This window comes from Streptomyces sp. NPDC001985 (genome assembly GCF_040296845.1).
Lineage (GTDB): Bacteria > Actinomycetota > Actinomycetes > Streptomycetales > Streptomycetaceae > Streptomyces.
The window spans coordinates 113,964-140,889 of record NZ_JBEOYB010000002.1; the positions used below are offsets into that span (position 1 = coordinate 113,964).

The following is a 26,926-nucleotide window of genomic DNA, read 5'->3' on the forward strand; positions in this document are numbered from 1 at the left end:
TGCGGGCCCGGGTCCGTGCCCGTGCCCGGGTCCGTGCCTGGGCCCGGGTCCGTGCCTGGGCCCGGGTCCGGCGGTCTGCGGCGCGCGGCGCGGAGGGGCTCAGCCGTCCCGCCGCGCCGGCACCTCCTCGTACAGCGGGACCTCCTCCGGCACCGGCACCTCGTCGGACGCCCCGGACGGCCGGGGCACATACCGCAGGACGCCCCACATGCTGCGCTCGTCGGGGGCGTCACGCGGTCCGTCCGCGCGGGCGGAGCCGAGTTCCGCCAGCAGGGCGGGGCCGTCGACGCCCGAGCCGATCAGCACGAGCTGGGTGAGGCGCTCGGCGCCGGCGGGCCAGGGCTCGGGGTAGAAGCGCAGGAACCGGCCGACGGCGTGGACGGCGTAGCGGTGGTCCGGGTCGGCGGCGCCGAAGTCGACGAACCCCTTGATCCGGTAGAGCCCCTCGGGACGGGTGTCGAGGAAGTCCAGCAGCCGCCGGGGGTGCAGGGGATCGGGGGTGGTGAACGCCACGCTCTCGTACGCGGTGTGCAGATGCCCCGCGTGCCCCGCGCCGCCCCCGGCGGCCCCCTCCGGCCCCTCCTCCTCCAGCAGGTCCTCGAAGGCGAGCTGGCCCACGCGCTCCGCGCTCGGCCGGCGGTCGAGGAGCAGCTCCGGATCGACCCTCCCGTACACCGCGTCGACCACCGCGGCCCCCGGGCCGAGCAGTCCGCGCAGCCGGGCGAGCGCGGCGGCGTCCACCCGGTCCGTCTTGTTGAGGACGACGAGGTCGGCGACGGCGAGATGCCGGTCGATCTCGGGGTGGCGCTCGCGCGTGGCCTCGAACTCGGCCGCGTCGACGACCTCGACCAGTCCTCCGTACACGATCCGCTCGTTCTCGCTGGCGAGGACCATCCGGACGAGTTCCTGCGGTTCGGCGAGGCCGCTCGCCTCGATCACGATCACATCGAGGCGGGCGGCGGGCCGGGCGAGCTTCTCCAGGAAGACATCGAGTTCGCCGGCGTCGACAGCACAGCACAGACAGCCGTTCCCGAGGGAGACGGTGGAGTCGCCGAGCTGGCCGGCCACGGTCATGGCGTCGATCTCGATGGAGCCGAAGTCATTGACGATCGCGCCGATCCGGGTGCCCCGGCTCGCCCGGAGCAGATGGTTGAGCAAGGTGGTCTTGCCCGATCCGAGGAAGCCCGCGAGGACGATGACGGGGATCTGCCTGCTCGGCGGGGGGACGGGACTCACCTGGGGCCTCTCTCAGACTGCGGGCACGGGCTGCGGCGGGGGCGGGCCCGTGTAGCGGGCCGCCGGGCGGATGATCTTCGAGTCCGCCGACTGCTCCAGGATATTGGCGCTCCAGCCGATCACCCGGGCCGCACAGAAGGTCGGGGTGAACATCTGGCGCGGCAGCCCGCACAGCTCCATGACCACTCCGGCGTAGAACTCCACGTTGGTGTGCAGCTCCCGCCCCGGCTTCAGCTCGGCGAGGAGGTCGACCACGTCCCGCTCCACCTGGACGGCCAGCTCCACCAGGGGGCCGCCGAACTCCTCCGCGATGGTCCGCAGCATCCGTGAGCGCGGGTCCTCGGTGCGGTACACGGGGTGGCCGAAGCCCATGATCCGGTCGCCCGCCAGGACCCGCTCCCTGATCCAGGACCGGCTGCGGCCGGGGGTCCCGATCGCGTCGAGGGTGTCCAGGGCGCGGCTGGGCGCGCCGCCGTGCAGCGGCCCGGAGAGCGCGCCGATGGCACCGGTCAGCGCCGCCACCACATCGGCCCCGGTGGAGGCGATCACCCGCCCGGTGAAGGTGGAGGCGTTGAAGCCGTGGTCGACGGTGGAGTTGAGGTACTGCTCGACCGCGCGCGCCCGCACGGGGTCCGGTTCGGTGCCGGTGAGCATGTAGAGGTAGTTGGCGGCGTACGGGAGGTCCGCGCGCGGCTCGACGGGCTCCAGCCCCTCGCCCAGCCGGTGCAGCGCGGTGAGCAGCGTCGGTACGGCGGCACAGGCGGCGAGCGCGTCGGCGCGGCGCTCCTCGGGGGCGAGGTCGTACACCGGCCGCAGGCCCGCAGCGGCGCCGAGCAGGGAGAGCGCGGTGCGCAGCCCGGCGAGCGGGCCGGAGGGGGCGCTCGCCCGGGCGATGGCGGGCAGCGCCGCGCGCACCTCGTCGGGGAGCCGGCGCAGGGAGGCGGTGCGCGCGAGGAAGGCGGCGCGCTCGGCGGCGTCCGGCAGATGTCCGTGGAACATCAGATGCCAGATGTCCTCGAAGCCCCGGCTCCGGGCCAGCTCGGCGGCCGAGTACTGGCGGTAGTGGTAGAAGCCCTCGCGGCCCCGGACGTCGCCGAGCGCGGTGTCGGTGACGACGACGCCCGCGAGCCCGCGCGGCACGGCGACGGATGCGGATGCGGATGCGGTGGTGGAGTGCATGGAGGTCTCCTCGGTCACGATTGATTCGACTCTCCACTCTTGACTCAACGAGTGTCAATATTGATTGAATCAATATATGGATGGAGTGTGTACGGTGACCTCATGGCGGATCAGAGCAGTGCGGGCGACGGTGCGGCGGCCGGGGAGCGGCTGACCACCCGGGAGGCGGCCGAGCGGCTGGGAGTGAAGCCCGCGACGCTGTACGCGTACGTCAGCCGGGGCCAGCTCACCAGCCGCCGCGATCCGGGCGGGCGCGGCAGCACCTTCGACGCGGCGGAGGTCGGGGCGCTCGCCCGCAGGAGCCGCAGGGAGCCCGCGCCGGGCGGGGGCGGCCTCCAGCAGATCCGTACCGGCATCACCCTCATCGACGGGGGACGGTGCTGGTTCCGCGGGGTCGACGCCGGTGAGCTGGCCCGGCACCACCACTACGAGGAGATCGCGGACTGGCTCTGGACCGGCACCCTGCGCACCGGGACCCGGTTCACCGCGCCGCCGGAGACCCTCGCGGCGGCGCGGCGCGCGGTCGGGGCGCTGCCCCCGGGCAGCGGGTCGGCGGACCGGCTGCGGGCGGCGGTGATCGCCGCGGCGGTCATGGACCCGGTCCGTTTCGACCTCGGCCGGGACGCGGTGCTCGGCAGCGCCCGGATCATGATCCCGACGCTGGTCGACGCGCTGCCGCCGGCCGCCGGAGGAGGACCGGAGGCCGGGGGCGCCCGGGCCGGGGCGGGTGGGGCCGGCGCGGAGCGGCTCATCGCCGCCCGCCTGTGGACCCGGCTGACCGCCCGGGAGCCCGACGAGGCGTCCCTGCGGGCCCTGGACATGGCGCTCGCGCTGCTCATCGACCACGATCTGGCCGCGTCGACGCTGGCCGTACGGGTGGCGGCGTCGACCCGGGCCCATCCGTACGCCGCGGTCTCCGCGGGCCTGGGCGCGCTCGACGGGCCGCTGCACGGGGCCGCCAGCGGGCTGGCGCACAGGACCCTGACCGAGGTGCTGGAACGGGGTGCCGCGGGCCCCGTGGTCGCGGACCAGCTGCGTTCCGGCCGCCGGGTGCCGGGGCTCGGGCACCATCTCTACCCCGGCCGCGACCCCCGGGCCGAGGCCCTCTTCGGCGCGCTGGCCGGGGTTCCGGCCGCGCGGGAGGCCCTGGAGGCGGCCCACGCGATCGAGGCGGTGGCGGCGCGCCGGACGGAGCAGTGGGCCAATGTCGATCTGGCGCTGGCCGTGCTGTCGGTGGCGTCGGGGATGCGTCCCGAGGCGGGGGAGACGGTCTTCGCGGTCGCCCGCACGGCGGGGTGGATCGCCCATGCGCTGGAGGAGTACGAGGAGGGCGCCCTGCGACTGCGCCCGAGCGGCCACTACACCGGCCCCCGCCCGCCCCTCCCTCTGCCACCCCCGGCACCACCCCGGCCCTGACGGGGACCGGGAACCACGATCACAGCCCCGCGCCGGTGCCGGACCCGGCCGGCCGGCCAAGTGCCGGGGGCAAGGGGCCGGGGACCACGATCACTGCCCTCACCGCCTTCGGACCCACCGCCCGGACCGGCCACCGGACCCGGGGGCCAAGGGCAAGCGATGGGCCAGGGGGCCAAGGACCCGGGGGCAAGGACCCGGACCAAGCGACGGGCTCCGGAGCCAGGGGGCCAGGGACCTGGTGACCAAGGACCGGGACCAAGTGGCGGGCCCGGAAGCCAGGGCCGGGCCCGGAAGCCAGGGCCGGGCCGGGGAGCCAGGGCCGGGCCGGGGAGCCAGGGCCGGGCCGGACCGGGGGAACGGTTCAGCGGCCCGCGGGCACACCGGCGGAGCCATGGGCGCGCCCGCGCTCCCCGGGCCGCCGGCCCCCCGACCGGCACAACGGCACGGGACAGCCGGGCCGGACCGGGCCGAACCACAACCCGGCCGAACCGGACCCGGTCGGGAAGCACCCCAGCCGGGGCGCACCCGAGCCCGGAGGCACCCCGGCCAGGACGCACCCGAGCCGGGACGCACCCCTGCCGGGACGCACCCCACCCCCAGGCCGACCGCCCCGCGAACCCACCCCCGCCCCGCCCGCCGGCAGGCTCCCCCCTCCGCAGATTTCGGAAAGCCCCGCGCTCCGTCTACCGTTCCTAGACATGAGACCCGAACCGTCCGCCCCGCCCAGACGCCGTCGGTTCGGCTGGCCGCAGCGGGTCTTCTCGCAGGTCCTGCTGATGCAGCTCGCCATCGCCACCGGCGTCACCGTGCTGGCCACCGGCTTCTTCCTCGCGCCGCTCAGCGCCCAGCTCGACGACCAGGCCATGCGCCGGGCGCTCGCCATCGCCCAGACCGCCGCGTCCACGGAGATCGCCGGCAAGCTGGTCAGCACCGGCCCGACGGCCGACGGGCCCATCCAGTCCGAGGCCGAGCGGATACGCCGGGCGACCGACGCCGAATATGTCGTGATCATGGACATGGGCGGAGTGCGCTGGTCGCACACCTCACCCGAGCAGATCGGCCGGGTGGTCTCCACCGACCCCAGCCCCGCCCTCGCGGGCCGCGCCGTGATGGAGATCGACAACGGCACCCTCGGCCGCTCGGCCCGGGGCAAGGTCCCCCTGCGCGACGAGAGCGGTCTGATCGTCGGGGCGGTCTCCGTCGGCATCGAGTACGACAGCGTGCGCGACCGGCTCTTCTCGGCGATACCCGGCCTGCTGCTGTACGCGGGCGGAGCGCTCGCCGCCGGTGCGCTCGCCGCCTATCTGATCTCCCGCAGGCTCCAGCGGCAGACCCACGACCTGGCCTTCTCCGATATCTCCGCACTGCTCGCGGAGCGGGAGGCCATGCTGCACGGCATCCGTGAGGGCGTCGTGGCACTGGACGCCTCGGGCCGTATCCGGCTGATGAACGACGAGGCCCAGCGGCTGCTGGGACTGGAGACCAACAGCCGGGGGCTCCCCCTCGACCAGGTACTGGGCGAGGGCCGCACCACCGATGTGCTCACCGGACGGGTCAGCGGCGAGGATCTCGTGACCGTACGCGGACACCGCGTCCTGATAGCCAACCGGATGCCCACCGACGAGGGCGGTGCCGTCGCCACCCTGCGCGACCGCACCGAGGTGGAGCAGCTGGGCCGCGAACTCGACTCCACCCACGGTCTGATCGACGCCCTGCGCGCCCAGGACCATGAGCACGCCAACCGGCTGCACACCCTGCTCGGTCTGCTGGAGCTGGAGATGCACGACGAGGCCGTGGACTTCGTGACCGAGGTGGTGGGGGTGCACCGGGCCACCGCCGAGCAGGTCACCGAGAAGGTGCACGACCCACTGCTGGCCTCGCTGCTGGTGGGCAAGGCGACCGTGGCGGCCGAACGCGGCGTCCCGCTGCGCATCGCCCCGGACACCCTGCTGCCCGACCGGCTGGTCGATCCGCGCGGTCTGGTCACGGTCGTCGGCAATCTCGTCGACAACGCCATGGACGCCGCGGCCGGCTCCCCCGATCCGCTGATCGAGGTGGAGATGTACTCCCAGGGCCGGACCGCCGTGCTCCGGGTCGCGGACAGCGGCCCCGGGGTCCCGGCCGAGCAGCGCGAACTGATCTTCACCGAGGGCTGGTCCACCAAGGAGCTGCCCGCCCACGGCAAGCGGGGCCTCGGGCTCGCGCTGGTGCGCCGGCTCGCGGAACGGCAGGGCGGCAGCGCCCGGGTGCGCGAGGCGGACGGCGGCGGGGCGGAGTTCATCGTCGTCCTGCCCGAGGCGCTGAACGAGCTCACCGATCCCGAGCCCGCCGCAGCCGGGGAGGCGCCATGACCGACGGACCGAGCCGGGGACCGGTGCGGGGCGGCGCGCGGGAGCCCGGCGGCGGAGCGGACGGCGAGCCGATCGATGTCCTGGTCGTGGACGACGACCTCAGGGTGGCGGGGATCAACGCGGCCTATGTCGCCAAGGTGCCGGGCTTCCGGGTCGCGGCCAAGGCCCACTCGGCCGCCGAGGCGCTGGCCCGGATCGCCGACTGCCCGGTGGACCTGGTGCTCATGGACCACTATCTGCCGGACGGCAACGGTCTCGCGGTCGTCCGGGAGCTCCGCCGGCTCGGCCACCACACCGATGTGATCATGGTGACGGCGGCCCGCGATGTGGCGACGGTCCAGGCCGCCATGCGCCACGGGGCGCTCCAGTACCTGGTGAAACCGTTCAACTTCGCGGGGCTGCGCGCCAAACTGGAGGCGTACGCGGGGCTCCGCCGCACCCTCGGCAGCGGCGGCGAGGCGGAACAGGCCGAGGTGGACCGGATCTTCGGCGCCCTGTCGGCCGGCTCGATCGCCCCCGATCTGCCCAAGGGCCACTCCCCCACCACCGCCGAGGTGGTGCGTCAGGTGCTGCTGGCGGCCGAGGGTGCGCTCTCGACCCAGGAGATCGCGGACCGCTCGGGTGTGAGCCGCCAGACCGCTCAGCGGTATCTGAAGCTGCTGGAGCGCACGGGCCGGGTGCGGCTCAGTCTCAAATACGGCGAGACAGGGCGCCCGGAGCACCGCTACCTCTGGTCGGCGAGCGGCTAGCCGGCCCCCGGACGGCGGAGCCCCGGCGCCCGTGACCGGGTGCGGGGGCTCTGCCGTCCGGGCCCCGGGAGCCGGGCACCAGGTGCTCAGGCGTCGATGCGGGAGCGGTCCAGGGTGGCGGCGGAGCTGGTGATGAACTCCTTGCGGGGCGCCACCTCATTGCCCATCAGCAGATCGAAGACGCCCTCGGCGGACTCCAGGTCGCCGATGTTGATCCGGCGCAGGGTGCGGTGGCGCGGGTCCATCGTGGTCTCGGCCAGCTGGTCGGCGTCCATCTCTCCGAGGCCCTTGTAGCGCTGGATGGAGTCCTTGTAGCGGATGTTCTTGCGCTGGTACTCCAGCAGGGTCTGGCGCAGTTCGTTGTCGGAGTAGGTGTAGACGTACTTGTCCTGGCCCTTCCTGGGCTGGACCAGCTCGATCCGGTGCAGCGGCGGCACGGCGGCGAAGACCCGGCCCGCCTCGACCATCGGGCGCATGTAGCGCTGGAAGAGCGTCAGCAGCAGACAGCGGATGTGGGCGCCGTCGACATCGGCGTCGACCAGCAGGACGATCTTGCCGTAGCGCGCGGCGTCGATGTCGAAGGTCCGGCCCGAGCCGGCCCCTATGACCTGGATGATCGCACCGCACTCGGCGTTCTTCAGCATGTCCGAGACGGAGGACTTCTGAACGTTGAGGATCTTGCCCCGGATCGGCAGCAGCGCCTGGAACTCGCTGTTCCGGGCGAGCTTGGCGGTACCGAGGGCGGAGTCCCCCTCGACGATGAACAGCTCGCTGCGCTCCACGTCGTCGCTGCGGCAGTCGGCCAGCTTCGCGGGCAGCGAGGAGGACTCCAGGGCCGTCTTGCGGCGCTGCGCCTCCTTGTGCTGACGGGCCGCGATCCGGGTGCGCGCCGCGGCGACGGCCTTCTCCATCACGGCCCGGGCCTGGGCCTTGGCGTCGCGCTTGGTCGACGTCAGAAACGCCTTCAGCTCCTTGGCGACGACATTGGCGACGATCCTGTTGGCCGCCGAAGTGCCCAGGACCTCCTTGGTCTGGCCCTCGAACTGCGGCTCGGCCAGCCGGACCGTCACCACGGCGGTGAGGCCCTCCAGGGCGTCGTCCTTGACGATGTCGTCCTCGGCGACGCGCAGCAGCTTCGCGGAGCGGAGCGCCTCGTTCATCGTCCGGGTCACCGCGCGTTCGAAGCCGGTGACATGGGTGCCGCCCTTCGGGGTGGCGATGATGTTCACGAACGACCTGATCCGGCTGTCGTAGCCGGTGCCCCAGCGCAGCGCGATGTCGACGCCCAGCTCCCGGGTGACCTCGGTCGGGGTCATGTGGCCCCGGTCGTCGAGGACGGGGACAGTCTCCTTGAAGGTGCCCGTGCCGGTCAGGCGCAGCACGTCGCAGACGGCCCGGTCCTGGGCGAGGTACTCGCAGAACTCGCTGATCCCGCCGTCGAAGCGGAAGATCTCCTGGCTCTTGCCCTCACCCTCCAGATCGCGCTCGTCGCGCACCACGATGGTCAGACCGGGGACGAGGAAGGCGGTCTGGCGGGCGCGCTGGTGCAGCGTCTCCAGGGAGAGCTTGGCCTCCTTGAGGAAGATCTGGCGGTCGGCCCAGTACCTCACGCGGGTGCCGGTGCGGTTCCTGGGGACCCGCTTGCCCTTCAGCAGCCCGTTGGCCGGGTCGAAGGGCGCGTCGGGGCCCGGCTCGGTGAACATGCCGGGGACGCCCCGGCGGAAGCTGATCGAGTGGGTGGCGCTGTTGCGGTCCACCTCGACGTCGAGCCGGGCGGAGAGGGCGTTGACCACGGAGGCGCCGACGCCGTGCAGACCGCCGGAGGCGGCGTAGGAGCCGCCGCCGAACTTGCCGCCGGCGTGCAGCTTGGTGAGGACGACCTCCACCCCGGAGAGCCCGGTCTTGGGCTCCACGTCGACCGGGATGCCCCGGCCGTTGTCGCGGACCTCGACGGAGCCGTCGTCGTGGAGGATGACCTCGATGTGATCGCAGTAGCCGCCGAGGGCCTCGTCGACGGAGTTGTCGATGATCTCCCAGAGGCAGTGCATCAGACCGCGGCTGTCGGTGGACCCGATGTACATACCCGGGCGCTTGCGGACCGCTTCGAGACCTTCAAGGACGAGCAGGTGCCGCGCGGTGTAGTTGGAGCCGTCACGCTCTGCGGTCAGCAGCGCTGTGGACGGCACGGACGTTTCGGCGGTCACGCGGTTCGCTCCTCGCTGAATTTCACATCTGGCCCCGTGGAGTGAGGGCACGGCGTCGGTCGCCGGTCAGAGCGTACCGAGGCCTGGTAGAGCCGATGTAACGCCACCCTCATGATTCCTTATGCTAGTCCAGTCTCGTATACCTGTTCGATCCCTCGATGGAGTGACACGAACATCACGTTCCCTTCGAGGCATGAACCATTTAGGCTCCGGGCACGTCCTCAACAACACCGGCAAGCCAGCCGGGAGGATCAAAAGAGACAAGCAACGCGAAACCCGTAGAGCACAGCAATACGGCCCATTCGCCGCCACCCGGCAGCAGCCAGCCGCCCCCGGCAAGAAGTTTTCAGGGAAAAGTCCCGAGCGGGAACGTTTTGGGACTGGTTGGATGTTGACCCTGGTACGACAGCTCGTCGAGCTAGAGAAGAGGCGACGTGACTACTGTTCTGACCCCCGCGAGCCCCCTGACGGCCGCTGACCGCTGCGACCGGTGCGGCGCCCAGGCGTATCTGCGCGTCGTCCTGACCAGCGGCGGTGAACTGCTCTTCTGCGCCCACCACGGACGCAAGTTCGAGCCGGAACTCAAGAAGATCGCCGCGGAAATACAGGATGAGACCGACCGGCTCACGGCCGTTCCGGCCGGTGCCGGTCAAGAGGATCACTGACACCTCACATCCACGACGAGCTAAGGCCGGTCCCGGACCGGCTGACGGGCGGTCGCCCCTGATCAGTCAGGGGCGACCGCCCGCTCTCGTATCCACGCCCGTCCCGCGAGCGACCCTCCGGAGCCGACCGGCACCCGCGTGCCACTGGAGCGCCGCTGGAGCCCTCCGGGGCGACGTGCGGCCACGGATGTCGGGACACCGCCCGCCGGGGGCCGCAGCGGGCCTGGAGCCCTTCTGGAGCGGCATCGCAGCGCACCCGCCCGCCCCGGCACGCGGACACCCGCGTTCCCCGGCCCGGCGCCCCGCCGGCGCACCGCCGCCCCGCCCGGGTCGCCTCTCGGAAACTCCCTAGGACAGGGGCGCGGGGATCGCGGCGATCCGGGTGTAGACCCCCGGGCTGTCCGCCCGCCCGCAGCCGCTGCCCCACGACACCAGGCCGATCAGCCGGCCCCCGGCGACCAGGGGGCCTCCACTGTCCCCCTGACAGGCGTCGTGGCCACCCCGGGCGTCACCGGCGCAGAGCATCGTGGCGGCCGTGTACCGCCCGCGCAGCCCTCCCGGATAGGCCCGTTCACAGCTCCTGTCGGACAGCACGCTCACCGGCGCCGCCCGCAGTGACCTCGCGTAGTCGCCCTGTCCGGTGGTGTCACCCCAGCCGTAGACCGTGGCACTGGTCCCCGGCTCGTACGCCGGATCACCCGCTCCGGCCACCGGGATCACCCGTGAGGCGGGCAGCGCCTCGGCCAGGGTGAGCACCGCGAGATCGGAGTCGTTGGTGGACGCGTCGTACTCCGGCGCGACCCAGCTGCCGGTGACCGCCGTCTCCCTGCCCTCCGCACTCGCCAGTTCGGTGCGCCCGCTGATCACCTTCAGATCGGGGACGTCGCCGACCTCCCCGCCCAGCACGGCGCGGCCCAGACAGTGCGCGGCGGTCATCACCTTGGTCGGCGCCACCACCACCCCGCCGCAGAACTGGCCCCCGCGCGTTCCCCCGAACCGGTCACGGCTGGAGAGCGCGACCACCCAGGGGCTGTCGGCGGCCCGGGCCGCGTAACCGCCGATGACGACACTGTCCGCGGCGGCGGGAGCGGAGGCGGCCAGCGGCAGCACGGCCCCCACAGGGGCCAGGGCCAGTACCCCGGTCAGGGCTCGGACGAGGGGGCGGCGCATGGGCTCTCCTGACTCCGCGGCTCGGGAACTCCGCACATCGGTGACTCTGTGTGAATAACAGCACACCCAGGGTCAGTCAGGGAGCCGTCATCCGCACCCCGGACACGGCGGAGGCCCGGCTCCCGGCGGGAGACGGGCCTCCGAACGGCCTGTGGGGCACGGTGGCCGCCCGGTCGGGGCGGCCGGTCCAGTCCGGTCCAGTCCGGTCCAGTCCGGTCCAGTCCGGTCCAGTCCGGTCCAGTCCGGTCTAGTCCAGGTAGTCGCGCAGCACCTGCGAGCGCGAGGGGTGGCGCAGCTTGGACATCGTCTTGGACTCGATCTGACGGATGCGCTCACGCGTCACCCCGTAGACCTTGCCGATCTCGTCCAGGGTCTTGGGCTGGCCGTCGGTGAGACCGAAGCGCATGGAGACCACGCCCGCCTCGCGCTCGGACAGGGTGTCGAGCACCGAGTGGAGCTGCTCCTGGAGGAGGGTGAAGCTGACCGCGTCGGCCGGGACCACGGCCTCGGAGTCCTCGATCAGGTCACCGAACTCGCTGTCGCCGTCCTCACCGAGGGGGGTGTGGAGGGAGATCGGCTCACGGCCGTACTTCTGGACCTCGATGACCTTCTCCGGGGTCATGTCGAGTTCCTTGGCCAGCTCCTCCGGGGTGGGCTCGCGGCCCAGGTCCTGGAGCATCTGGCGCTGCACGCGCGCGAGCTTGTTGATGACCTCGACCATGTGCACCGGGATACGGATGGTGCGGGCCTGGTCGGCCATGGCGCGGGTGATCGCCTGACGAATCCACCAGGTGGCGTACGTGGAGAACTTGTAGCCCTTGGTGTAGTCGAACTTCTCGACGGCGCGGATCAGACCGAGGTTGCCCTCCTGGATCAGGTCCAGGAAGAGCATGCCGCGGCCGGTGTAGCGCTTGGCCAGGGAGACGACGAGCCGGAGGTTGGCCTCCAGCAGGTGGTTCTTGGCGCGGCGGCCGTCCTCGGCGATGATCTCCAGCTCGCGCTTGAGCTTCGGCGCCAGCTTGTCGGAGTTCGCGAGCTTGTCCTCGGCGAAGAGACCGGCCTCGATGCGCTTGGCCAGCTCGACCTCCTGCTCGGCGTTGAGGAGGGGGACCTTGCCGATCTGCTTCAGATAGTCCTTGACCGGGTCGGCGGTGGCTCCGGCGACCGCGACCTGCTGCGCGGGAGCGTCGTCCTCGTCCTCGTCGGAGAGGACGAAGCCCTTGTTCTCGCCCTCGGCCTCTTCCTCTTCGCCCTTGGCGCCGGGCTGGACCTCGTCGAGCAGCTCCTCGCCGTCGCCCGGCTCGTCCAGGTCCTTCTTGGACGCGGACTTCTTCGCCACGGTCTTCTTGGCGGCGGTCTTCTTGACCGCCGTCTTCCTGGCCGTGGTCTTCTTGGCCGCGGCCTTCTTGGCGGGCGTCGCCGCGCCCTCGTCGCCGGCCTGGGCGTCGACGGAGTCGGCGGTCGCCGCGGTGGCCGCGACCGTCTTCGTCGTCGTGGTCTTCGCCGCGACGGTCCTGGTGGCGGTGCGCTTCGCCGGGCTCTTCGCCGCCACGCTCTTGCGGGTGCGCTTGGGCGACTCCGCGGCACTGACCATCAGCGTCACACCCTCTTCCTCGAGGATCTGGTTGAGGCTGCGCAGAACGTTCTTCCACTGGGTTGACGGAATCTGGTCGGCCTCGAAGGCGCGACGCACGTCATCGCCGGCGATCTGCCCATCAGCCTTTCCCCGCTCGATGAGCGCCATCACAGACTCGGACTCGGCGATCTCCGGCGGGAGGGTACGGGATGTGCTGGCCGACACGAACAACCTCTCGGAACGATGGATACGGCTTCCGGCCCCGCCCATGATCGGGCCGGAGCCGACGACCACCGGGCTACGGATGTGCCGGTGGCGCGGGCGGAACCTCAGCTGGAACAGAACAGCGCCACGAACGGCTGCTGTATTCCCTCCTCGGCTGTCACCTCTTAGGTCATCGCCCTGTTTCGCGGAGTGTTACGCCCATTCCGCGTGGCCCGAGTCACACCCCATGCACGACTAAACGGCCAGAAGGTACATACAGCACGCAATCGTGCCGCCGGACCCTGTGGGGCGTCCGGCGACACTCGGTGTGTACGCCTCCGTACTCCTGGCCGCCTGACCAGCGGGTCAGTGCTCGCGGGGCGCCGGTACGACGCGCTCCACCTCCGGGTGCACGGTGAGCAGCTGCCGCATCGCGGATTCGGCGGCGTGCGCGTCGGCGGCCGCGAGGGCGTCGACGATCCGCGCGTGATGGGAGAGGGAGACCTCCGTGGGGCGGTCGCAGCCGGTGACCGGGCCGCCGGAGACCTGGAGAGCCGAGGAGACGATCCCGGAGAGGTGCTCCAGCATCCGGTTGCCGGCGAGCTGGATGAGCAGGGTGTGGAACTCGGCATCGGCGCGGGAGAAGGTGATTCCGTCGCCCTGGGTGAGGGCGTGGCCCATGATCTCGACCATGTCACCGAGCCGCTGCTGCACCTCCTCGCGCCCGTGGCCGGCGGCGAGCCGGGCCGCGAGGGGCTCGATGGTCCAGCGCAGCTCGCAGAGCTCACGGCGCTGGTCGTCGCGCTGCGGCCCGAACGCCCGCCACTCGATGATGTCGGGGTCGAGCAGATTCCAGTCACTGACCGGACGGACCCGGGTGCCGACATTGGGGCGGGCGCTGACCAGCCCCTTCGCCTCAAGGACGCGCAGCGACTCGCGCACGACGGTGCGGGAGACCTCGAAGCGCTGGCCGATCTCCTCGGGGACGAGCGGGCGGTCGGCGCCCAGATCGCCCGAGACGATCATCTGGCCGAGTTGCTGAACGAGTTGGCCGTGCAGTCCGCGGCCCCGGCTGCCTGCCGTGCGGCGGCCGACCCGTCCGAGCTCCACATCGGAGCTGTCCCACGCGGGCGGTCCGACGCGATCGGTTCCGGGGGACTCCGCGTAGGGGTATCGGTCGAGTTCGCCCGGGCCGGCCAGGCCGGAGTCGGCGGGACGGGCGGCGGTCATCATGGTGTGCGCAAGGGTACTCACGCATCCTTTGTCGGCCCGCCCTCCGCACCCCTTGAGGTCTTTGGTGAAAAGCACACGAAAGGGTGATCGGCGCTTCCCCCACAATTGACGCCTTATCGGAAAGAAACGGGCGCACTCAAGGGAGTTGTGGGCAGATGACCGATCCATGGTCGTTCATGATCACCAAGGTGTCCCGCGACGAAGGTCCGCGAACATGTACGCGCAGATCAGAACAGACAGCGACAACATGAGCGCCACCCCCACGGGTTGGGCGAACGTCTGTACGCCCGTCAGCAGCCAGTCGTCGGCCTCGCGCGGGAGCCGCAGCCCGGTGAGTTCCCGCAGCCTGCCGGGGAACCCGGCGACGGAGCGCGCCGAGGGGACGGTCAGCGCCTCCCGGACCAGCGGGGTCACCACGACCGGCACGGCGAGGACGGCGGCCACCCCGGCGGCCGTGACGCGGAAGACCCCGGCCGCGAGGAGCCCGGCCCAGGCGCAGCCCACCGCGAGGGCGCACCAGGCGGCCAGCAGGGCGGTCCGGCCCTCCGGAAGACCCGCCGCCCCGGGGCCGCCGGTGTCCACCGCCCCGTAGACGATCCGGAGCGCCTGGGCGTCGGCCGCCGCCACGAGCAGCGCCGTCAGCAGCGCGGCGGCGGCGGTCACCGCGAGCTTGGCGAGCAGCAGCCCGAGACGGCGGGGCACGGTGCCGCGGGCGGTCACGAGCGCGGGGTGGCGGAACTCCTCGCCGAAGGAGAGCGCCCCGATCACCCCGGCGGCGAGGGCGGCGGGCGGCAGCGGCAGCGCGTCGGGCCAGGCGGCGAGCGCGAGGGGCAGGGGGGTGGTGCCGGAGCGGGCGAGCAGCACGCAGAGCGCGAGGGAGACGAGGACGGCCGCGGCCACGACGAGAGCGGCCGTGCGCACTCCGAGGATGCGCAGCAGCTCGTACCGCAGCGGCCGGACGGGGGCGGCGGCACGGAACGGCCCGGCGGCACGGGCGGGTCCCGCGACGGGCGGGGGTGGTGCGGGCGGTGCGGCGAGGGCGGGTGGTGCGGCGGGCGCGGGTGGTCCGGGCGGTACCGCGAGGGCGGGTGGTGCGGCGGGCGCGGGTGGTCCGGGTCCCGCGGCGGGCGGTGCGGCAGGGGCGGGCGCGGGTGGCGCGGACGGCCCGGGTTCCGGGGCCGGGGCGCCCGGAGGGGTCGCGGAGAGGCCCGGGGGTCGGGCGCCCGGACCGCGCCCCGGAGGGCTCGGGGCCCCCGGGGCGGGGCCGGTCTCCTCGGTCAGCAGATGCACGAGCACCCCGTGCCGGAAGGCGGTCTCACCCACCTCCGCGCAGGTGCTCCCGTACACGGAGAGGAGGCCGCCCCCGGCCTCGGCGACCGCCTCCACCGAACGCCGGGAGGCCCGCGCCTCCCGGCGCACCAGCTCGGCGAGGCGGGCGGCGTGCGGGGTGCGGACGGTGACACGGGGGCGCAGCCGGGTGCGGGAGAAGTCGGCGCACTCCTGGTCGGCGACGACCAGGCCGGCGGCGACGGTCACGACCCGGTCGGCGAACCGGGCCGCCTCCCTGGGGTCGCCGCTGGTGCACAGCACCGTTCCGCCGCGGTCGGCGTGGGTCCGCAGCAGCCCGTGCCACCAGGGGTGCTCCTGGGGCGGGAGGCCCTCGGCCGGCTGGTCGAGGATGAGCGTCTGCGGATCGCCCAGCAGGGCGCAGGCGACGGCGAGCCGGCGGTCCGCGCCGGCGGAGAGCGCGTCGAGGCGGTGACCGGCGAAGCCCGTGAGCCCGACGGCTTCGAGCACCTCGTCGGCGCGGGCGGCGGGCACCCCGATGGCGGCGCAGACCATCCGGAGCTGCCCCCGGGCGGTCCGGGCGGGGTGGCCGGGCACATCCCCCAGGAGCGCGCCCACCTCGCGGGCGGGGTGGGCGACGCGGTGGAGCGGGCTGCCCCGGAAGTAGGTCACCCCGCGGCCGGGCTCCAGCCCCAGCATGAGCCGCAGCGCCGTGGACTTGCCGGAGCCGGGAGGGCCGAGCAGGGCGGTGACCCGGCCGGGCGCGGCCTCCAGGGTCAGGTCCTGGACGGCGGGCGGGCGGTCCCGCCGCCGGCTGCTGGTCAGTCCGATGGCCTGGAGCATCGATTCTCTCGCTGAAGGGCGGCGCGCGGACCGCTCGGCGGCAGGGCGGATACCGCAGCAAGATAACCTGACATTTACGACTTTTGGCGCATGTGGATGCGTGAGTGTCAGACCTCGGGCCGCAGCATCGGAGGGTTGAGGACGGTGGCGCCGCCCGCCCGGAAGAGCTGGGCGGGACGGCCGCCCTGGCGTGTGGTGGTCCCGCCCGACGGCACCAGGAATCCGGGGGTGCCGGTCACCTTGCGGTGGAAGTTGCGCGGGTCCAGGGCCACGCCCCACACCGCCTCGTACACCCGCCGCAGCTCGCCGACCGTGAACTCCGACGGACAGAAGGCGGTGGCCAGGGAGGAGTACTCGATCTTCGACCGGGCGCGCTCCACCCCGTCCGCGAGGATCAGGGCGTGGTCGAAGGCCAGCGGGGTCGCGTCCTCGTCCTCGTGGACGAATCCGCTCTCCCGGCCGAGCAGATCCGCCACGGAGGCCCACCGGGCGCCGTTCGCGTCACCGCCCGCGCGGGGTGCGGGCAGATCGGGGGCGAGCACCAGATGGGCGACGCTGACGACCCTCATCCGCGGGTCCCGGCGCGGATCGCCGTAGGTGGCGAGCTGTTCGAGGTGTGCGCCGTTCCCCGGCGCGGGGGACACCGGGTCGTGGGCCGACAGACCCGTCTCCTCGGCCAGCTCCCGGGCAGCGGCGGTCGCGAGGTCCTCGTCATCCCTCACAAAGCCGCCGGGCAGCGCCCACCGGCCCTGGAACGGCGGCTCACCGCGGCGGACGACCAGTGCGCAGAGCGCGTGGCGCCGCACGGTGAGCACGACCAGGTCGACGGTGACAGCGAAGGGGGGAAAGGCCGACGGGTCGTAGGGAGACATGCCGTGATCATAGTCGTCTGCCTGACGATAAACACTCCTTTCGCCGCCACCGGGCCGGGCCTTCCGCTCCTCGCGGGGGCTGCCCACGACGGGCCCGTCCGGGCTCCGGAACCGGCGGAACGGCCACCTGCCCGCCGCCGCCCGGCGCGCCCGTCCGCGCACAGGCCCCGCGCTCCGGCATCCAACGGTTCGCCCGGCTCTCCCCAGGGCCCCGGGGCCGGCCGGGGCGCTCTCCTCCCGGGTGGCGGAGGGCGTCCCTCAGCGGTCGTCCCGCCTCTCCTCCGGTCCGCCGCGGCGGGCGCGGATGCCGGCCGCCCGCCCGGTCCGGGGCGCGGCGGCGCGGCGAGGCCTCCCGGCGGCGGGCCGGGTCGCCCGCGCACGGGTGCCGGAGCGCCGGACGGCGGTGGAGTCGCGGCGGGGCGGGGAGTGGGAGCCGGAGGGCTCCGGGGATGCCGTGCCGCCGGCGGCGGCCTCCCTCCTGCCCCGCTCCTCCCGGAGGCAGTCCCGGAGGGTCTCCGGGTCCAGGTCCTCGTTGCACGCCTGGTGCAGAAGGCGGGCGAAGACGTACTCCGGGTCCCTGTTCAGGGCGAGCCCCAGCGCGACCCGCGCCGCCGGCTCGTCGCCCGTGGACCAGGACACCCACCCCGCGAGGGTCAGCGGGGCGGCGGCGTGTTCGGCGTAGGGGGCGACGCAGCGGCGGCAGAGCACCCGCCAGAGCCGGAGCGCGGGCTCGGCCTCCGGCCCCTCCATCCACTCGGCGGCCCGGTCCCGTGTTTCCCGGTCCTGGAGGCCGATGATCAGCGTGGCCGCCTCGTCATGGGTGATCAGAAGGTCGTCCGCCCGGTCCGTCTCCGCCCGGCCCGCGCGCCGGGGCGCCCCGGCGAACCGCTCCAGCGCGGCCCGGGCCAGGGCGATCGTCTCCTCCGCCACCCCCCGCCGCCCCGCCCCTTCGAGAATCCTCGGCACCAGCGCGAAGGCCGCCCGGTCCAGCGCCCTGCGCTGCTCCGCCGCGGCCGGGGTCGCCGGAGGTTCGAGCCCGGCCTCCAGCTCGCGGAGCGATCCGCGCACCTGGATGCCCGCGTAGGCGGCGGCAGCGGCCATCACCGAGGTGCCGGGGACGGCCATGGCGTTCCCCTCCGGCGGGCAGCAGCGCTCATCGGGGCAGCAGTAGGACCAGAAGCGGCCGCCGGAAATGCAGAGCGCTTCGTAGACCGGCACGTCGTGCGCGCCGCACGCGGTGCGCAGCCCCTGCGCCAGCGGCCTCAGCCGCTCCATGACCGCCGGGCCGCTCTCCCCCTCGCCGGGGTCCTGGCAGAGAAAGAGCACCATGCCGTCGGGGCGCTTGCCGCGCCGCTCGCTGCCCTCGATCAGACACTCCGCGAGCTGTCCGGCCACGGAAGGCCACTCCTTCGGTGAGTGCGGAATGCCGAGTCTCACCCGCCCGCCGAAGCGGCCGCGGCTGCCGTGCAGGGCGACCAGCACCACGGAGTCCGTGGGGTGGTAGCCCAGCATGTACGGCAGGGCGTCGGCCAGCTCGGCGGGGCCGCGCAGGGTGATCTGGGGTTCGTCGGTGCGTCCGGTGGGTTCCTGGTGCTTGCTCATGGCCCGACGGTCTCGCGGTCCGTCCGACTCCGCGACCCCCTGTGGATAACTCCCCGGCGGGCCGGCCGCCGGGGCGCTCGGCCCGGTGAGGTTGTCCACAGGCCCGGGGTCCCGTTCGCGTGTTGTCGGTGGCATCGGGTTGCATGGGGGCATGACCAACGACCTCGCGGACTCCATGGACCGCACGGCTCTCAGGGCGGCGGCGGATGCCGTGCTCGCCCGCCTCGTCTCCGACAGCGGCGGCACCGCCCGGCTGCGGGAGGACCAGTGGCGGGCGATCGAGGCGCTCGTCGCCGACAAGCGCAGGGCGCTGGTCGTTCAGCGGACCGGCTGGGGCAAGTCCGCCGTCTACTTCGTCGCCACCTCGCTGCTGCGCCGGAGCGGCAGCGGCCCGACCGTGATCGTCTCCCCGCTCCTGGCCCTGATGCGCAACCAGGTGGAGGCAGCGGCCCGCGCCGGCATCCGGGCGCGCACCATCAATTCCTCCAACACCGACGAGTGGGACACGGTCCAGGCCGAGGTCGCCGCGGGCGAGGTGGATGTGCTGCTCGTCAGCCCCGAGCGGCTGAACAACCCGGACTTCCGCGACCAGGTGCTGCCCCGGCTGGCCGCCGCCACCGGTCTGCTCGTGGTCGACGAGGCGCACTGCATCTCCGACTGGGGCCATGATTTCCGCCCCGACTACCGCAGGCTGCGCACCATGCTGGCGGAGCTGCCCGCCGATGTCCCCGTGCTGGCGACCACCGCGACGGCCAACGCCCGGGTGACCGCCGATGTCGCCGAACAGCTGGGCACCGGTGCCGGGACCGACGCGCTGGTGCTGCGCGGTCCGCTCGACCGCGAGAGCCTGAGCCTCGGAGTGCTCCAGCTGCCCGACGCCGCCACCCGGCTCGCCTGGCTGGCCGACCACCTCGGCGAACTGCCCGGCTCCGGAATCATCTACACCCTCACGGTCGCCGCGGCCGAGGAGGTCACCGCCCATCTGCGGCAGCGCGGCCACACCGTCGCCTCCTACACCGGCCGCACGGAGAACGCCGACCGCCAGCAGGCCGAGGAGGACCTCCTCGCCAACCGGGTGAAGGCCCTGGTCGCCACCTCCGCGCTGGGCATGGGCTTCGACAAGCCCGACCTCGGGTTCGTCGTCCACCTCGGCTCCCCCTCGTCCCCCATCGCCTACTACCAGCAGGTGGGCCGGGCCGGCCGCGGTGTGGCGCACGCGGAGGTGCTGCTCCTCCCCGGCCGGGAGGACGAGGCCATCTGGCAGTACTTCGCCTCGGTGGCCTTCCCTCCCGAGGAGATGGTGCGGCGCACCCTCGATGTGCTGGCCCGGGCGGACCGCCCGCTCTCGCTGCCCGCGCTGGAACCGCTGGTGGAGCTGCGGCGCACCCGCCTGGAGACCATGCTCAAGGTGCTGGACGTGGACGGCGCGGTGCACCGCGTGAAGGGCGGCTGGACCTCCACCGGCCGTCCCTGGTCGTACGACTCCGAGCGCTACGCCTGGGTGGCCCGCCAGCGGGAGGCCGAGCAGCAGGCGATGCGGGAGTACGCACGCTCGACCGCCTGCCGGATGGAGTTCCTCCGGCGCCAGCTCGACGACGAGGAGGCGGCTCCCTGCGGGCGCTGCGACAACTGCGCGGGGAGCCGGTTCAGCGACCAGGTCTCCGACACGGCGCTGGACGCCGCGCGCGGGGAGCTGAGCAGGCCGGGCGTGGAGGTCGAGCCGCGCAAGATGTGGCCGACGGGGCTGGCTGCGGTCGGGGTCGGTCTCAAGGGCCGGCTCCCGGAGTCGGACCAGGCGTTCACGGGCCGGGCGCTCGGCCGGCTCTCCGACATCGGCTGGGGCAACCGGCTGCGGCCCATGCTGGCCCCGCAGTCACCCGACATCCCCGTCCCCGACGACGTGGTGGACGCGGTGGTGACCGTGCTCGCCGACTGGGCGAGGGGGCCCGGCGGCTGGGCCAGTGGCGCACCGGACGCACCCGCCCGCCCGGTCGGTGTCGTCACCGTCGCCTCCCGGAGCAGGCCGGTGCTGGTCGGGTCGCTGGGCGCCAGGATCGCCGAGGTGGGCCGGATGCCTCTGCTGGGTTCGGTGGAGTACACCCCCGAGGCCCGGGAGGCCCGGATCTCACGGACCAACAGCGCTCAGCGGGTGCGCGCGCTGTACGAGTCCCTGACCGTTCCGCCCGCGCTGGCGGAGGCCGTGACGGCGGCCGGAGGTCCGGTTCTGCTGGTGGACGACCTTTCGGACAGTGGCTGGACCCTGGCGGTCACGGCCCGGTTGCTCCGCAGGGCGGGTGCCCAGGGGGTGTTCCCGCTGGTCCTCGCGGTCCAGGCATGAGGGCGGGGAGGCACTGACGAGGTCGCGGGGAGCGCCGGCGGGAAGGGATATCCGCGTCATACCCACCGATTCCACCGCTGAGGTCAAATTGCTCGTTGCCGCATGCCGACAGGACAGCGAGAATTGGAGTGCTCCCCGCACGGCCCGTTCGCGGTCCGGAAGGGCTGTTCGCGGCGCGCCCTCACCCGACCCTGCCCGCACTGTGGGCGCGTATGCGAAGGGAGGACTGTGACCTTCGGATTCGCTTCGTCCGCAGCCACCTCGATGAACACCTCGGCGCACGCCGCCAATCACCTCGCCAGGATGCTCGAACCCGCCGAGTGGATGTCCGCGGGCATCCCGCTGCTGCGCAACCCGCGCGAGGTGGTCAGCGGGCTGCACTCGCGGCACCGGCCGACTCCCACCACGGCGGTCGTCGCCGTGCTCGACCCGGAGGAACGCCTCGCGGCGAGCGCCTCGTTCACCCGGCGCTCCGCACTCGCGGACGGCTGGGAGTTCCGCAACGCGCTCCTGGCGCATCTGCGCCGGGTGATCCCGCACGATCTGCGCCGACGCACCCCGGTGCGCACCGCCGTCCTGCTCTACTGCCGCGAGGGCGATGAACGGTGGACGGCGGAGGACGGCGCGTGGATGTGGGGCCTGCGGGACGCCTGCACCCTGCACGGTCTGCGGTGCGGGGCGTACATCACCCTGACGCAGGGTGGTTGGCAGGTGCTGGGCGAGGGGCGGGGTGGCCGCCGGCCCAATCTGACCTCGGACCCCGGCGATCTGGCCGAGGCATCCGCCGCGGCCGAGCCGCTGGAGCTGCGCACGGCCAGCGGGGCGCCCGAGGCCCTGCGCCGTACCGCCGCGCGCTGACCGCACCGGGCCCGCCGGGGCTCCCGGGGGAGACCGCTCTCCCCGCTCCGGCCGGCCGTCCTCCCCGGGCCTCCGCCCCTCGGCCGGACCGCCCTCGCCACAGTGGACCGGACGACCCCGCTCCCGGGTTCGGGGCAGGGCGGAATGCCCGCTGTGCCCATGGTCCGGCTGCCCGTCGAGCGGACAGCCGGATCACCTGGGGCCATGGCCCGTCACCGTGCGACCCCGAAGGGGGTACGGCTCAGACGCCCGCGCCGAGCACGGTGTTGGCCCGCTGGGGGTCACCGCACACGATCAGCAGCGCGCCCGCCTTCGACAGCGCCGCGGGCAGGACCCGGGCGTCGTCGTCGGTGCCGCCGCTCAGCGCGACGATCACGACGGGCCGGGCCGAGGCCCGGTCCGCCGCCGCGGCGTCCGCGTAGAAGACGTCGTCACGGGCGTCGTGCTGGGCCCAGTAGGCGGCTTCGCCGAAGGACAGCTCGTGGGCCGCCCACGGGTGCTGCTCGCCGGTGGTGAGCACCAGGACGTCGCCCGGCGCGCGACCGGAGTCGAGCAGCAGATCCACCGCCTCGTCGGCGGCGTCGAGCACGCCGCTCTCGGGAGCGGGGATGAGCTGGATCTGCGGCCGGGCGGGGTCCTGCGCGGGGGAAGCCTGCGGCTGACCCGCGGAAGGATGCGTACGCTGCGCCGGCGGCGCGGGCCGGACCGGGCCGGGAACCGGCCGTCCGGGGCGCGGCGCGGCCAGGGAACGCGGACCGGGTACGGGGCGTGGGGTCGGCGCGGTACGGCCGGTGGCCGGAGTGACGCGGGGACCCTGGGCGCTCTCGTGAATCTGAGGCTCCTCGGGTATGAGAGGCATGGATGGATGTCTATCAAATGCCGGTTCGAATGGCATAGGCGGGTGCGCACCTGAGTGCGACTGCTCCAGGGGCAGGGCGGGTTCAGAAATCGAAGCCGAGCTGGCCCCCGTTCTCCAGTTCCGCCGACGGGGCGGGGAGACGGACCTTCTTGAGATGCTGCCACCGGGGCAGGGCATCGAGATAGGCCCAGGAGAGCCGGTGGTAGGGCGTGGGGCCCCGTTCCGCCAGGGCGGCCTGGTGCACGGGCGAGGGGTAGCCCGCGTTGGCGGCGAAGGCGAAGTCCTCGTACTCCCCCGGAAGTTCGGCCATCATCGCGTCCCGGCGCACTTTGGCGATCACCGAGGCGGCGGCGACCGCGATACAGGACTGGTCCCCCTTGATGACCGTGCGAACGGCCCAGGGCGCCCCGAGATAGTCATGCTTGCCGTCGAGGATGACGGCCTCCGGCCGCACGGGCAGGCCGTCGAGCGCGCGACAGGCGGCGAGCCGCAGCGCGGCGGTCATTCCGTGTGTGTCGATCTCCTCGGGCGAGGCATGACCGAGGGCGTACGCCGTGACCCACTTCTCCAGTTCGACGACGAGCGTCTGCCGGCGCTTGGGGCTGAGCAGCTTGGAGTCGGTGAGGCCGACGGGCGGTCTGCGCAGTCCGGTGATCGCGGCACACACCGTGACGGGTCCGGCCCAGGCACCTCGTCCGACCTCGTCGACACCGGCGATGATCTTGGCACCGGTGGTGGCCCGGATCGAGCGCTCGACTGTGTGGGTGGGGGGTTCATACGGCATGGCGCCAGCAAGCGTACGCCGCCTGACCCCACCGGTGACAACCGGATTCCCCTCACTCTTCACACCGGATCTCCGCATCTTGACCACGCCCGGTCGCGGCACCGGACACCTTTCCTGAAAATTTACACCCGCACACACTCGACAGACCATGCCTCACCCGCCGGGACCGGCCCCGGACGGAGTGGAATGGAACCCCAACTCCCCTGCCGCGCAAGGGGCGAGAGCTCCAGAGGGGTCCGTTGAACGGGACTCACCTGGAGGGCGGATAGCGACAACACATCGCACAGGTGAACCATCGAAGGAAGGGACCCGCCGTCACGGCACACCGGAACGGAATCGAACCCTCCGGTCCGATACATCCGCTCCCGCCGTACCCGCGCCCGGGAAGGTGCCGGCCAGTCGAGCCCTACACCCGCCCGCGCGACTGCCTCGGTGTCCACTCCGGCAGTGCCTCGGTGCGCTCCAGCCAGTCGGCGGGAGGCCGCCCCGCCCCGCCCGCGGCGACCACACCGCAGGCGATGGCACAGGTGGTGTCCACATCTCCGCCGACCTGCGCGGTCGTCCAGAACGCCCGCTCGAAATCGCTCAGGGAACGGGCGGCGGACCAGAGGGCGAACGGCACGGTGTCATGGGCGCTCGTCCGCCGGCCGCTGCCGAGGACGGCCGCGACGGTCGAGGCATCGTCGTAGTCGAGCATGTCCCGCGCCCTGCGCAGACCGGCGCCCACCGCGCTGCGCGGGACCAGCGCGATCACCCCGTCGAGCAGCTCCGCGGGCTCCGGAGGCCCGGCCGGCGCGGCGGCCAGCGCGGCGGCGGCGGCCACCGCCATGGCACCGACGACGGCCTCGCGGTGCTGGTGTGTGGTGTACGAGGAGATCTCGGCCTGGTGGATGGCCTGCTCCGGGTCCTCCGCGTACCACGCGCCGAGCGGGGCGATCCGCATGGCAGATCCATTACCCCACGACCCCTGGCCGTTGAAAAGACCCGCGGCGAGTTCACGCCAGTCGCCGCCCTCCCGGATCAGCCGGAGCATACGGTTGACGGCGGGGCCGTATCCGCGGTCGAAGTCGTGGTGATGCGCGAAGGAGAGGGCCAGCGCGTCCTGGTCCACCCGGCCGTGGTCCGCGAGGACGGCCAGCACCGAGCAGGCCATCTCGGTGTCGTCGGTCCACTGCCAGACACCGGATGGCAGCTCGCGCCGCTTGAGGAGAGGAAGGTTCACGGGGACGAAGAACTGGGAGCCCAGAGCGTCCCCCACGGACAGTCCGCGCAGGCTGTCCAGGGCGCGTGCGAAGCGCCGGTTGTCACGGGAGTCAGCGGTCATCTTCCTGCCACTCTATCCGGTGATGCCGTACGGCTCAGGGGCGCGCCAGCGCTCGAACGGCCGGTCAAGCGTGTAGCGGCCGTCCGCGCCGAGCTCCAGCACCCGCGTCTCGCCGTTGCCCGGATTGGAGAGCGACTCGAACTCGGCGACCGTCCAGTGGAACCACCGCATGCAGAACAGCCGCATCGTCAGCCCATGAGTCACCAGCAGCACATTCGGCGGATGATCGGGTGCGTCGAAACTGCGGTACAGACTCTCCAGAAACGCTCCGACCCGGTCATAGACATCCGCCCCCGACTCCCCCTGGGCGAAGCGGTAGAAGAAGTGCCCATAGGCGTCCCGGTACGCCTTCTGAAGCCGTACGTCCTCGGTGTCCTGCCAGTTTCCCCAGTCCTGCTCGCGCAGCCTGGGCTCCTCCCGCACCCGCACGGAAGCGGGATCGAGGGCGAAGGCGCGGAAGGTCTCGTGGGTACGCCGATAGGGCGAGACATAGGCGCTGACCGGCTCCTGCCCGAACAGCTCGCGCAAGCGGACCCCGGTGGCCCGCGCCTGGACCAGCCCGGTGCCGGTCAGCCGCAGCGCGTGGTCGGGCTCGCGTTCGTACACCGTGTCATCGGTGTTCCCTTCCGACTCGCCGTGCCGGACGAGGACGATACGTCGCGGTCTTGCCATGCCACGACCCTAGATCGGCGGGGACGCGCCCGGGAGGTCGGGCCGAGTCCATCCGGCGTATCCGCCCGTGACGCGGGCCACACCGGGGCGGCGCACCCGCCCCGGCCGTCCGCGACGGCCACCGCGTCGCCCTCTCAGACCGTCCACGCCGGTTCGAGCCGCACCACGTCCCCCGCGAGCGCCGCCACATCCGCCTCGGTGCGGGTGCGCAGCAGCAGCCGCTCGACCCGCTCCCTGCGGTACTTGCCGTGCTCCGCCTCGGACTGCCACATCGACATCACCAGGAACTCGTTCCCCGGGGCCTCGCCGAACAGCCCGCGCACCATCCCCGGCGACCCGGCCATCGCCGGGTTCCACACCTTCTCCTGCATCAGCGCATAGTGCTCGACGCGGTCCTCGTGGACCCTGCAGTGCGCCACCCGCACCACATCGGCGCCGGTGAACCGCGGCTCGAAGCCGGTCTTCACATCGAAGCGGTGATCGAACAGCTTGACCTGCATGTCCCGGTACGCCCCCGACTGACCCGCCGCCAGACGATCATGCGAGCGCGCCATGAACGAGTCGTAGAACGCCCGGCTCTCCCAGAACGCGAAGACATGGGCGACCTCGGGCCGGCTCCTGCTCCACCCGCCGCCCTGCCCCCGGAATCCCGGCTCCCCCGGCAGCCCCGCCCACTTCCGCTGTCCCCGCTCGAACCGACGACGGTCCACCACGGTGCAGCGAATCCACTTGACCAGCACCGCGCCATCGTACGGCCCGCTCCAAGGCCCGGGTCACCCTCCGGAAGGCCGCCCCGGCCCCATCCCCGCGGGGCCGGTGCGCGGCCGGTTCCGGAATCCCCACCGCCGGAAACGGCGCAGAGCAGCCAACTACTCGCCGTGACACACATCCAGCCGATACGGTCGGGGTACGGAGCGTTCCTGTCGGTTACGGGGAGGGGAATCTGGTGAGCAGCCTGAGCAAGGGCGTCAGCAAGGTCGAGGTGAGCCTCCGGTGGGACCCGAGTCCCATGGGAGCCCCCGCCCACGATCTCGACATCGTCGCCGCGACCTATCCGGGCTCCGGCCCGACGGGCGATCCCGCGTACATCGTGCACTTCGACAGCCGGTCGCCCGATGGCACGATCAGCCTGACCAGGGACAGCAAGACCGGCCAGGGGTTCGGCTCCGACGAGGTCATGACACTGGAGCTGGACCGGCTCGCACCGGTCCACGGACGGGTGGTGGTGGGCGTCGCCATCCAGCAGGGCAACGGCCGGCGCGTGTTCGGCGAGGTCGCCAAGACCCTGGTCCAGGTCACCGAGGGCCACACCGAGCTGTGGCGGAGCGATTTCGCCGCCGTCGCGGAGTCCACGGCCGCGGTCGTCGCGGAGTTCGTCCGGAACGGGACGGGCGTCTGGGAGTACCGGCAGACCCTCCGCGGCTTCGACACCGATCCCCAGGCTTTCGTCTCCGTGATGGGCGGCGCCTGAGCGGTGGCCGCGTCAGGGGCGGACGGGCGGGGC

21 protein-coding genes are annotated in these 26,926 nt (G+C 73.0%); 7 read left to right on the forward strand and 14 right to left on the reverse strand.

The features are described from left to right. Nucleotides 1–99 precede the first annotated feature (99 nt). Nucleotides 100–1,236 (reverse strand): CobW family GTP-binding protein, encoded by a 1,137-nt coding sequence (locus ABT122_RS01300; protein WP_351543445.1) that lies wholly within the window; start codon nt 1,234–1,236, stop codon nt 100–102. 12 nt (nt 1,237–1,248) lie between these two features. Continuing rightward, entirely contained in the window at nt 1,249–2,415 is a 1,167-nt protein-coding gene (locus ABT122_RS01305; RefSeq protein WP_351543447.1) for a citrate synthase/methylcitrate synthase, read from the reverse strand. 102 nt (nt 2,416–2,517) lie between these two features. On the opposite strand from ABT122_RS01305, the gene ABT122_RS01310 reads away from it, so the two are divergent. The 3 genes from ABT122_RS01310 (at nt 2,518) to ABT122_RS01320 (ending at nt 6,931) form a co-directional block, all read left to right on the forward strand. After that, complete coding sequence (locus ABT122_RS01310; protein ID WP_351543449.1) at nt 2,518–3,831, forward strand: citrate/2-methylcitrate synthase; 1,314 nt, start codon at nt 2,518–2,520, stop codon at nt 3,829–3,831. Between the two features lie 698 nt (nt 3,832–4,529). Continuing rightward, nucleotides 4,530–6,182, forward strand: a complete 1,653-nt coding sequence (locus tag ABT122_RS01315; RefSeq protein ID WP_351543450.1) for an ATP-binding protein — start codon at nt 4,530–4,532, stop codon at nt 6,180–6,182. Next, entirely contained in the window at nt 6,179–6,931 is a 753-nt protein-coding gene (locus ABT122_RS01320) for a response regulator (RefSeq protein WP_351543453.1), read from the forward strand. The genes ABT122_RS01315 and ABT122_RS01320 overlap by 4 nt, the downstream gene beginning before the upstream one ends. 86 nt (nt 6,932–7,017) lie before the next feature. On the opposite strand, the gene ABT122_RS01325 is transcribed toward ABT122_RS01320, so the two are convergent. Continuing rightward, nucleotides 7,018–9,135 (reverse strand): DNA gyrase/topoisomerase IV subunit B, encoded by a 2,118-nt coding sequence (locus ABT122_RS01325; protein ID WP_351543456.1) that lies wholly within the window; start codon nt 9,133–9,135, stop codon nt 7,018–7,020. Nucleotides 9,136–9,569: 434 nt separating this feature from the next. On the opposite strand from ABT122_RS01325, the gene ABT122_RS01330 reads away from it, so the two are divergent. Next, complete coding sequence (locus ABT122_RS01330) at nt 9,570–9,800, forward strand: DUF7455 domain-containing protein (RefSeq protein ID WP_006346139.1); 231 nt, start codon at nt 9,570–9,572, stop codon at nt 9,798–9,800. A gap of 348 nt (nt 9,801–10,148) precedes the next feature. On the opposite strand, the gene ABT122_RS01335 is transcribed toward ABT122_RS01330, so the two are convergent. The 6 genes from ABT122_RS01335 to ABT122_RS01360 all read right to left on the reverse strand — a co-directional run bounded on the left by ABT122_RS01335 (nt 10,149) and on the right by ABT122_RS01360 (nt 18,587). Next, on the reverse strand, nt 10,149–10,970 hold the full coding sequence (locus ABT122_RS01335) for a S1 family serine peptidase (RefSeq protein WP_351543459.1): 822 nt from the start codon (nt 10,968–10,970) through the stop codon (nt 10,149–10,151). A gap of 247 nt (nt 10,971–11,217) precedes the next feature. After that, nucleotides 11,218–12,771: an RNA polymerase sigma factor gene (locus ABT122_RS01340; RefSeq protein WP_351543462.1), complete on the reverse strand. Its 1,554-nt coding sequence runs from the start codon at nt 12,769–12,771 to the stop codon at nt 11,218–11,220. Between the two features lie 345 nt (nt 12,772–13,116). After that, complete coding sequence (locus ABT122_RS01345) at nt 13,117–14,004, reverse strand: FadR/GntR family transcriptional regulator (protein WP_351543465.1); 888 nt, start codon at nt 14,002–14,004, stop codon at nt 13,117–13,119. A gap of 159 nt (nt 14,005–14,163) precedes the next feature. After that, on the reverse strand, nt 14,164–16,113 hold the full coding sequence (locus tag ABT122_RS01350; RefSeq protein ID WP_351543468.1) for an ATP-binding cassette domain-containing protein: 1,950 nt from the start codon (nt 16,111–16,113) through the stop codon (nt 14,164–14,166). Nucleotides 16,114–16,220: 107 nt separating this feature from the next. After that, entirely contained in the window at nt 16,221–16,985 is a 765-nt protein-coding gene (locus tag ABT122_RS01355) for an NUDIX hydrolase (protein ID WP_351543470.1), read from the reverse strand. Nucleotides 16,986–17,243: 258 nt separating this feature from the next. After that, nucleotides 17,244–18,587 (reverse strand): DUF4192 domain-containing protein, encoded by a 1,344-nt coding sequence (locus ABT122_RS01360; RefSeq protein ID WP_351543472.1) that lies wholly within the window; start codon nt 18,585–18,587, stop codon nt 17,244–17,246. A 151-nt stretch (nt 18,588–18,738) separates the two neighbouring features. Between ABT122_RS01360 and ABT122_RS01365 the strand changes: the two genes are divergently transcribed. Together ABT122_RS01365 and ABT122_RS01370 are read left to right on the forward strand one after the other, a co-directional pair. Beyond that, nucleotides 18,739–20,925 carry a RecQ family ATP-dependent DNA helicase gene (locus ABT122_RS01365; RefSeq protein ID WP_351543475.1) on the forward strand — a complete coding sequence of 729 codons (2,187 nt, stop codon included), beginning with the start codon at nt 18,739–18,741 and terminating at the stop codon, nt 20,923–20,925. Between the two features lie 228 nt (nt 20,926–21,153). Beyond that, complete coding sequence (locus ABT122_RS01370) at nt 21,154–21,783, forward strand: hypothetical protein (protein ID WP_351543478.1); 630 nt, start codon at nt 21,154–21,156, stop codon at nt 21,781–21,783. A 241-nt stretch (nt 21,784–22,024) separates the two neighbouring features. Here ABT122_RS01370 and ABT122_RS01375 read toward each other — a convergent pair whose 3' ends face one another. From ABT122_RS01375 to ABT122_RS01395, 5 genes are all read right to left on the reverse strand, one after another. Further along, on the reverse strand, nt 22,025–22,642 hold the full coding sequence (locus tag ABT122_RS01375) for a hypothetical protein (protein ID WP_351543481.1): 618 nt from the start codon (nt 22,640–22,642) through the stop codon (nt 22,025–22,027). Between the two features lie 82 nt (nt 22,643–22,724). Then, nucleotides 22,725–23,426, reverse strand: coding sequence for a ribonuclease HII (gene rnhB / locus ABT122_RS01380; protein WP_351543484.1), 702 nt, complete (start codon nt 23,424–23,426; stop codon nt 22,725–22,727). A gap of 406 nt (nt 23,427–23,832) precedes the next feature. Further along, nucleotides 23,833–24,750 carry an ADP-ribosylglycohydrolase family protein gene (locus ABT122_RS01385; protein ID WP_351543486.1) on the reverse strand — a complete coding sequence of 306 codons (918 nt, stop codon included), beginning with the start codon at nt 24,748–24,750 and terminating at the stop codon, nt 23,833–23,835. A gap of 12 nt (nt 24,751–24,762) precedes the next feature. Continuing rightward, nucleotides 24,763–25,422 carry a histidine phosphatase family protein gene (locus ABT122_RS01390; protein WP_351543489.1) on the reverse strand — a complete coding sequence of 220 codons (660 nt, stop codon included), beginning with the start codon at nt 25,420–25,422 and terminating at the stop codon, nt 24,763–24,765. Nucleotides 25,423–25,556: 134 nt separating this feature from the next. Continuing rightward, nucleotides 25,557–26,162: a YdbC family protein gene (locus tag ABT122_RS01395; protein WP_351543492.1), complete on the reverse strand. Its 606-nt coding sequence runs from the start codon at nt 26,160–26,162 to the stop codon at nt 25,557–25,559. Between the two features lie 206 nt (nt 26,163–26,368). Between ABT122_RS01395 and ABT122_RS01400 the strand changes: the two genes are divergently transcribed. Next, nucleotides 26,369–26,893, forward strand: coding sequence for a TerD family protein (locus tag ABT122_RS01400; RefSeq protein ID WP_351543495.1), 525 nt, complete (start codon nt 26,369–26,371; stop codon nt 26,891–26,893). Nucleotides 26,894–26,926: the final 33 nt, after the last annotated feature.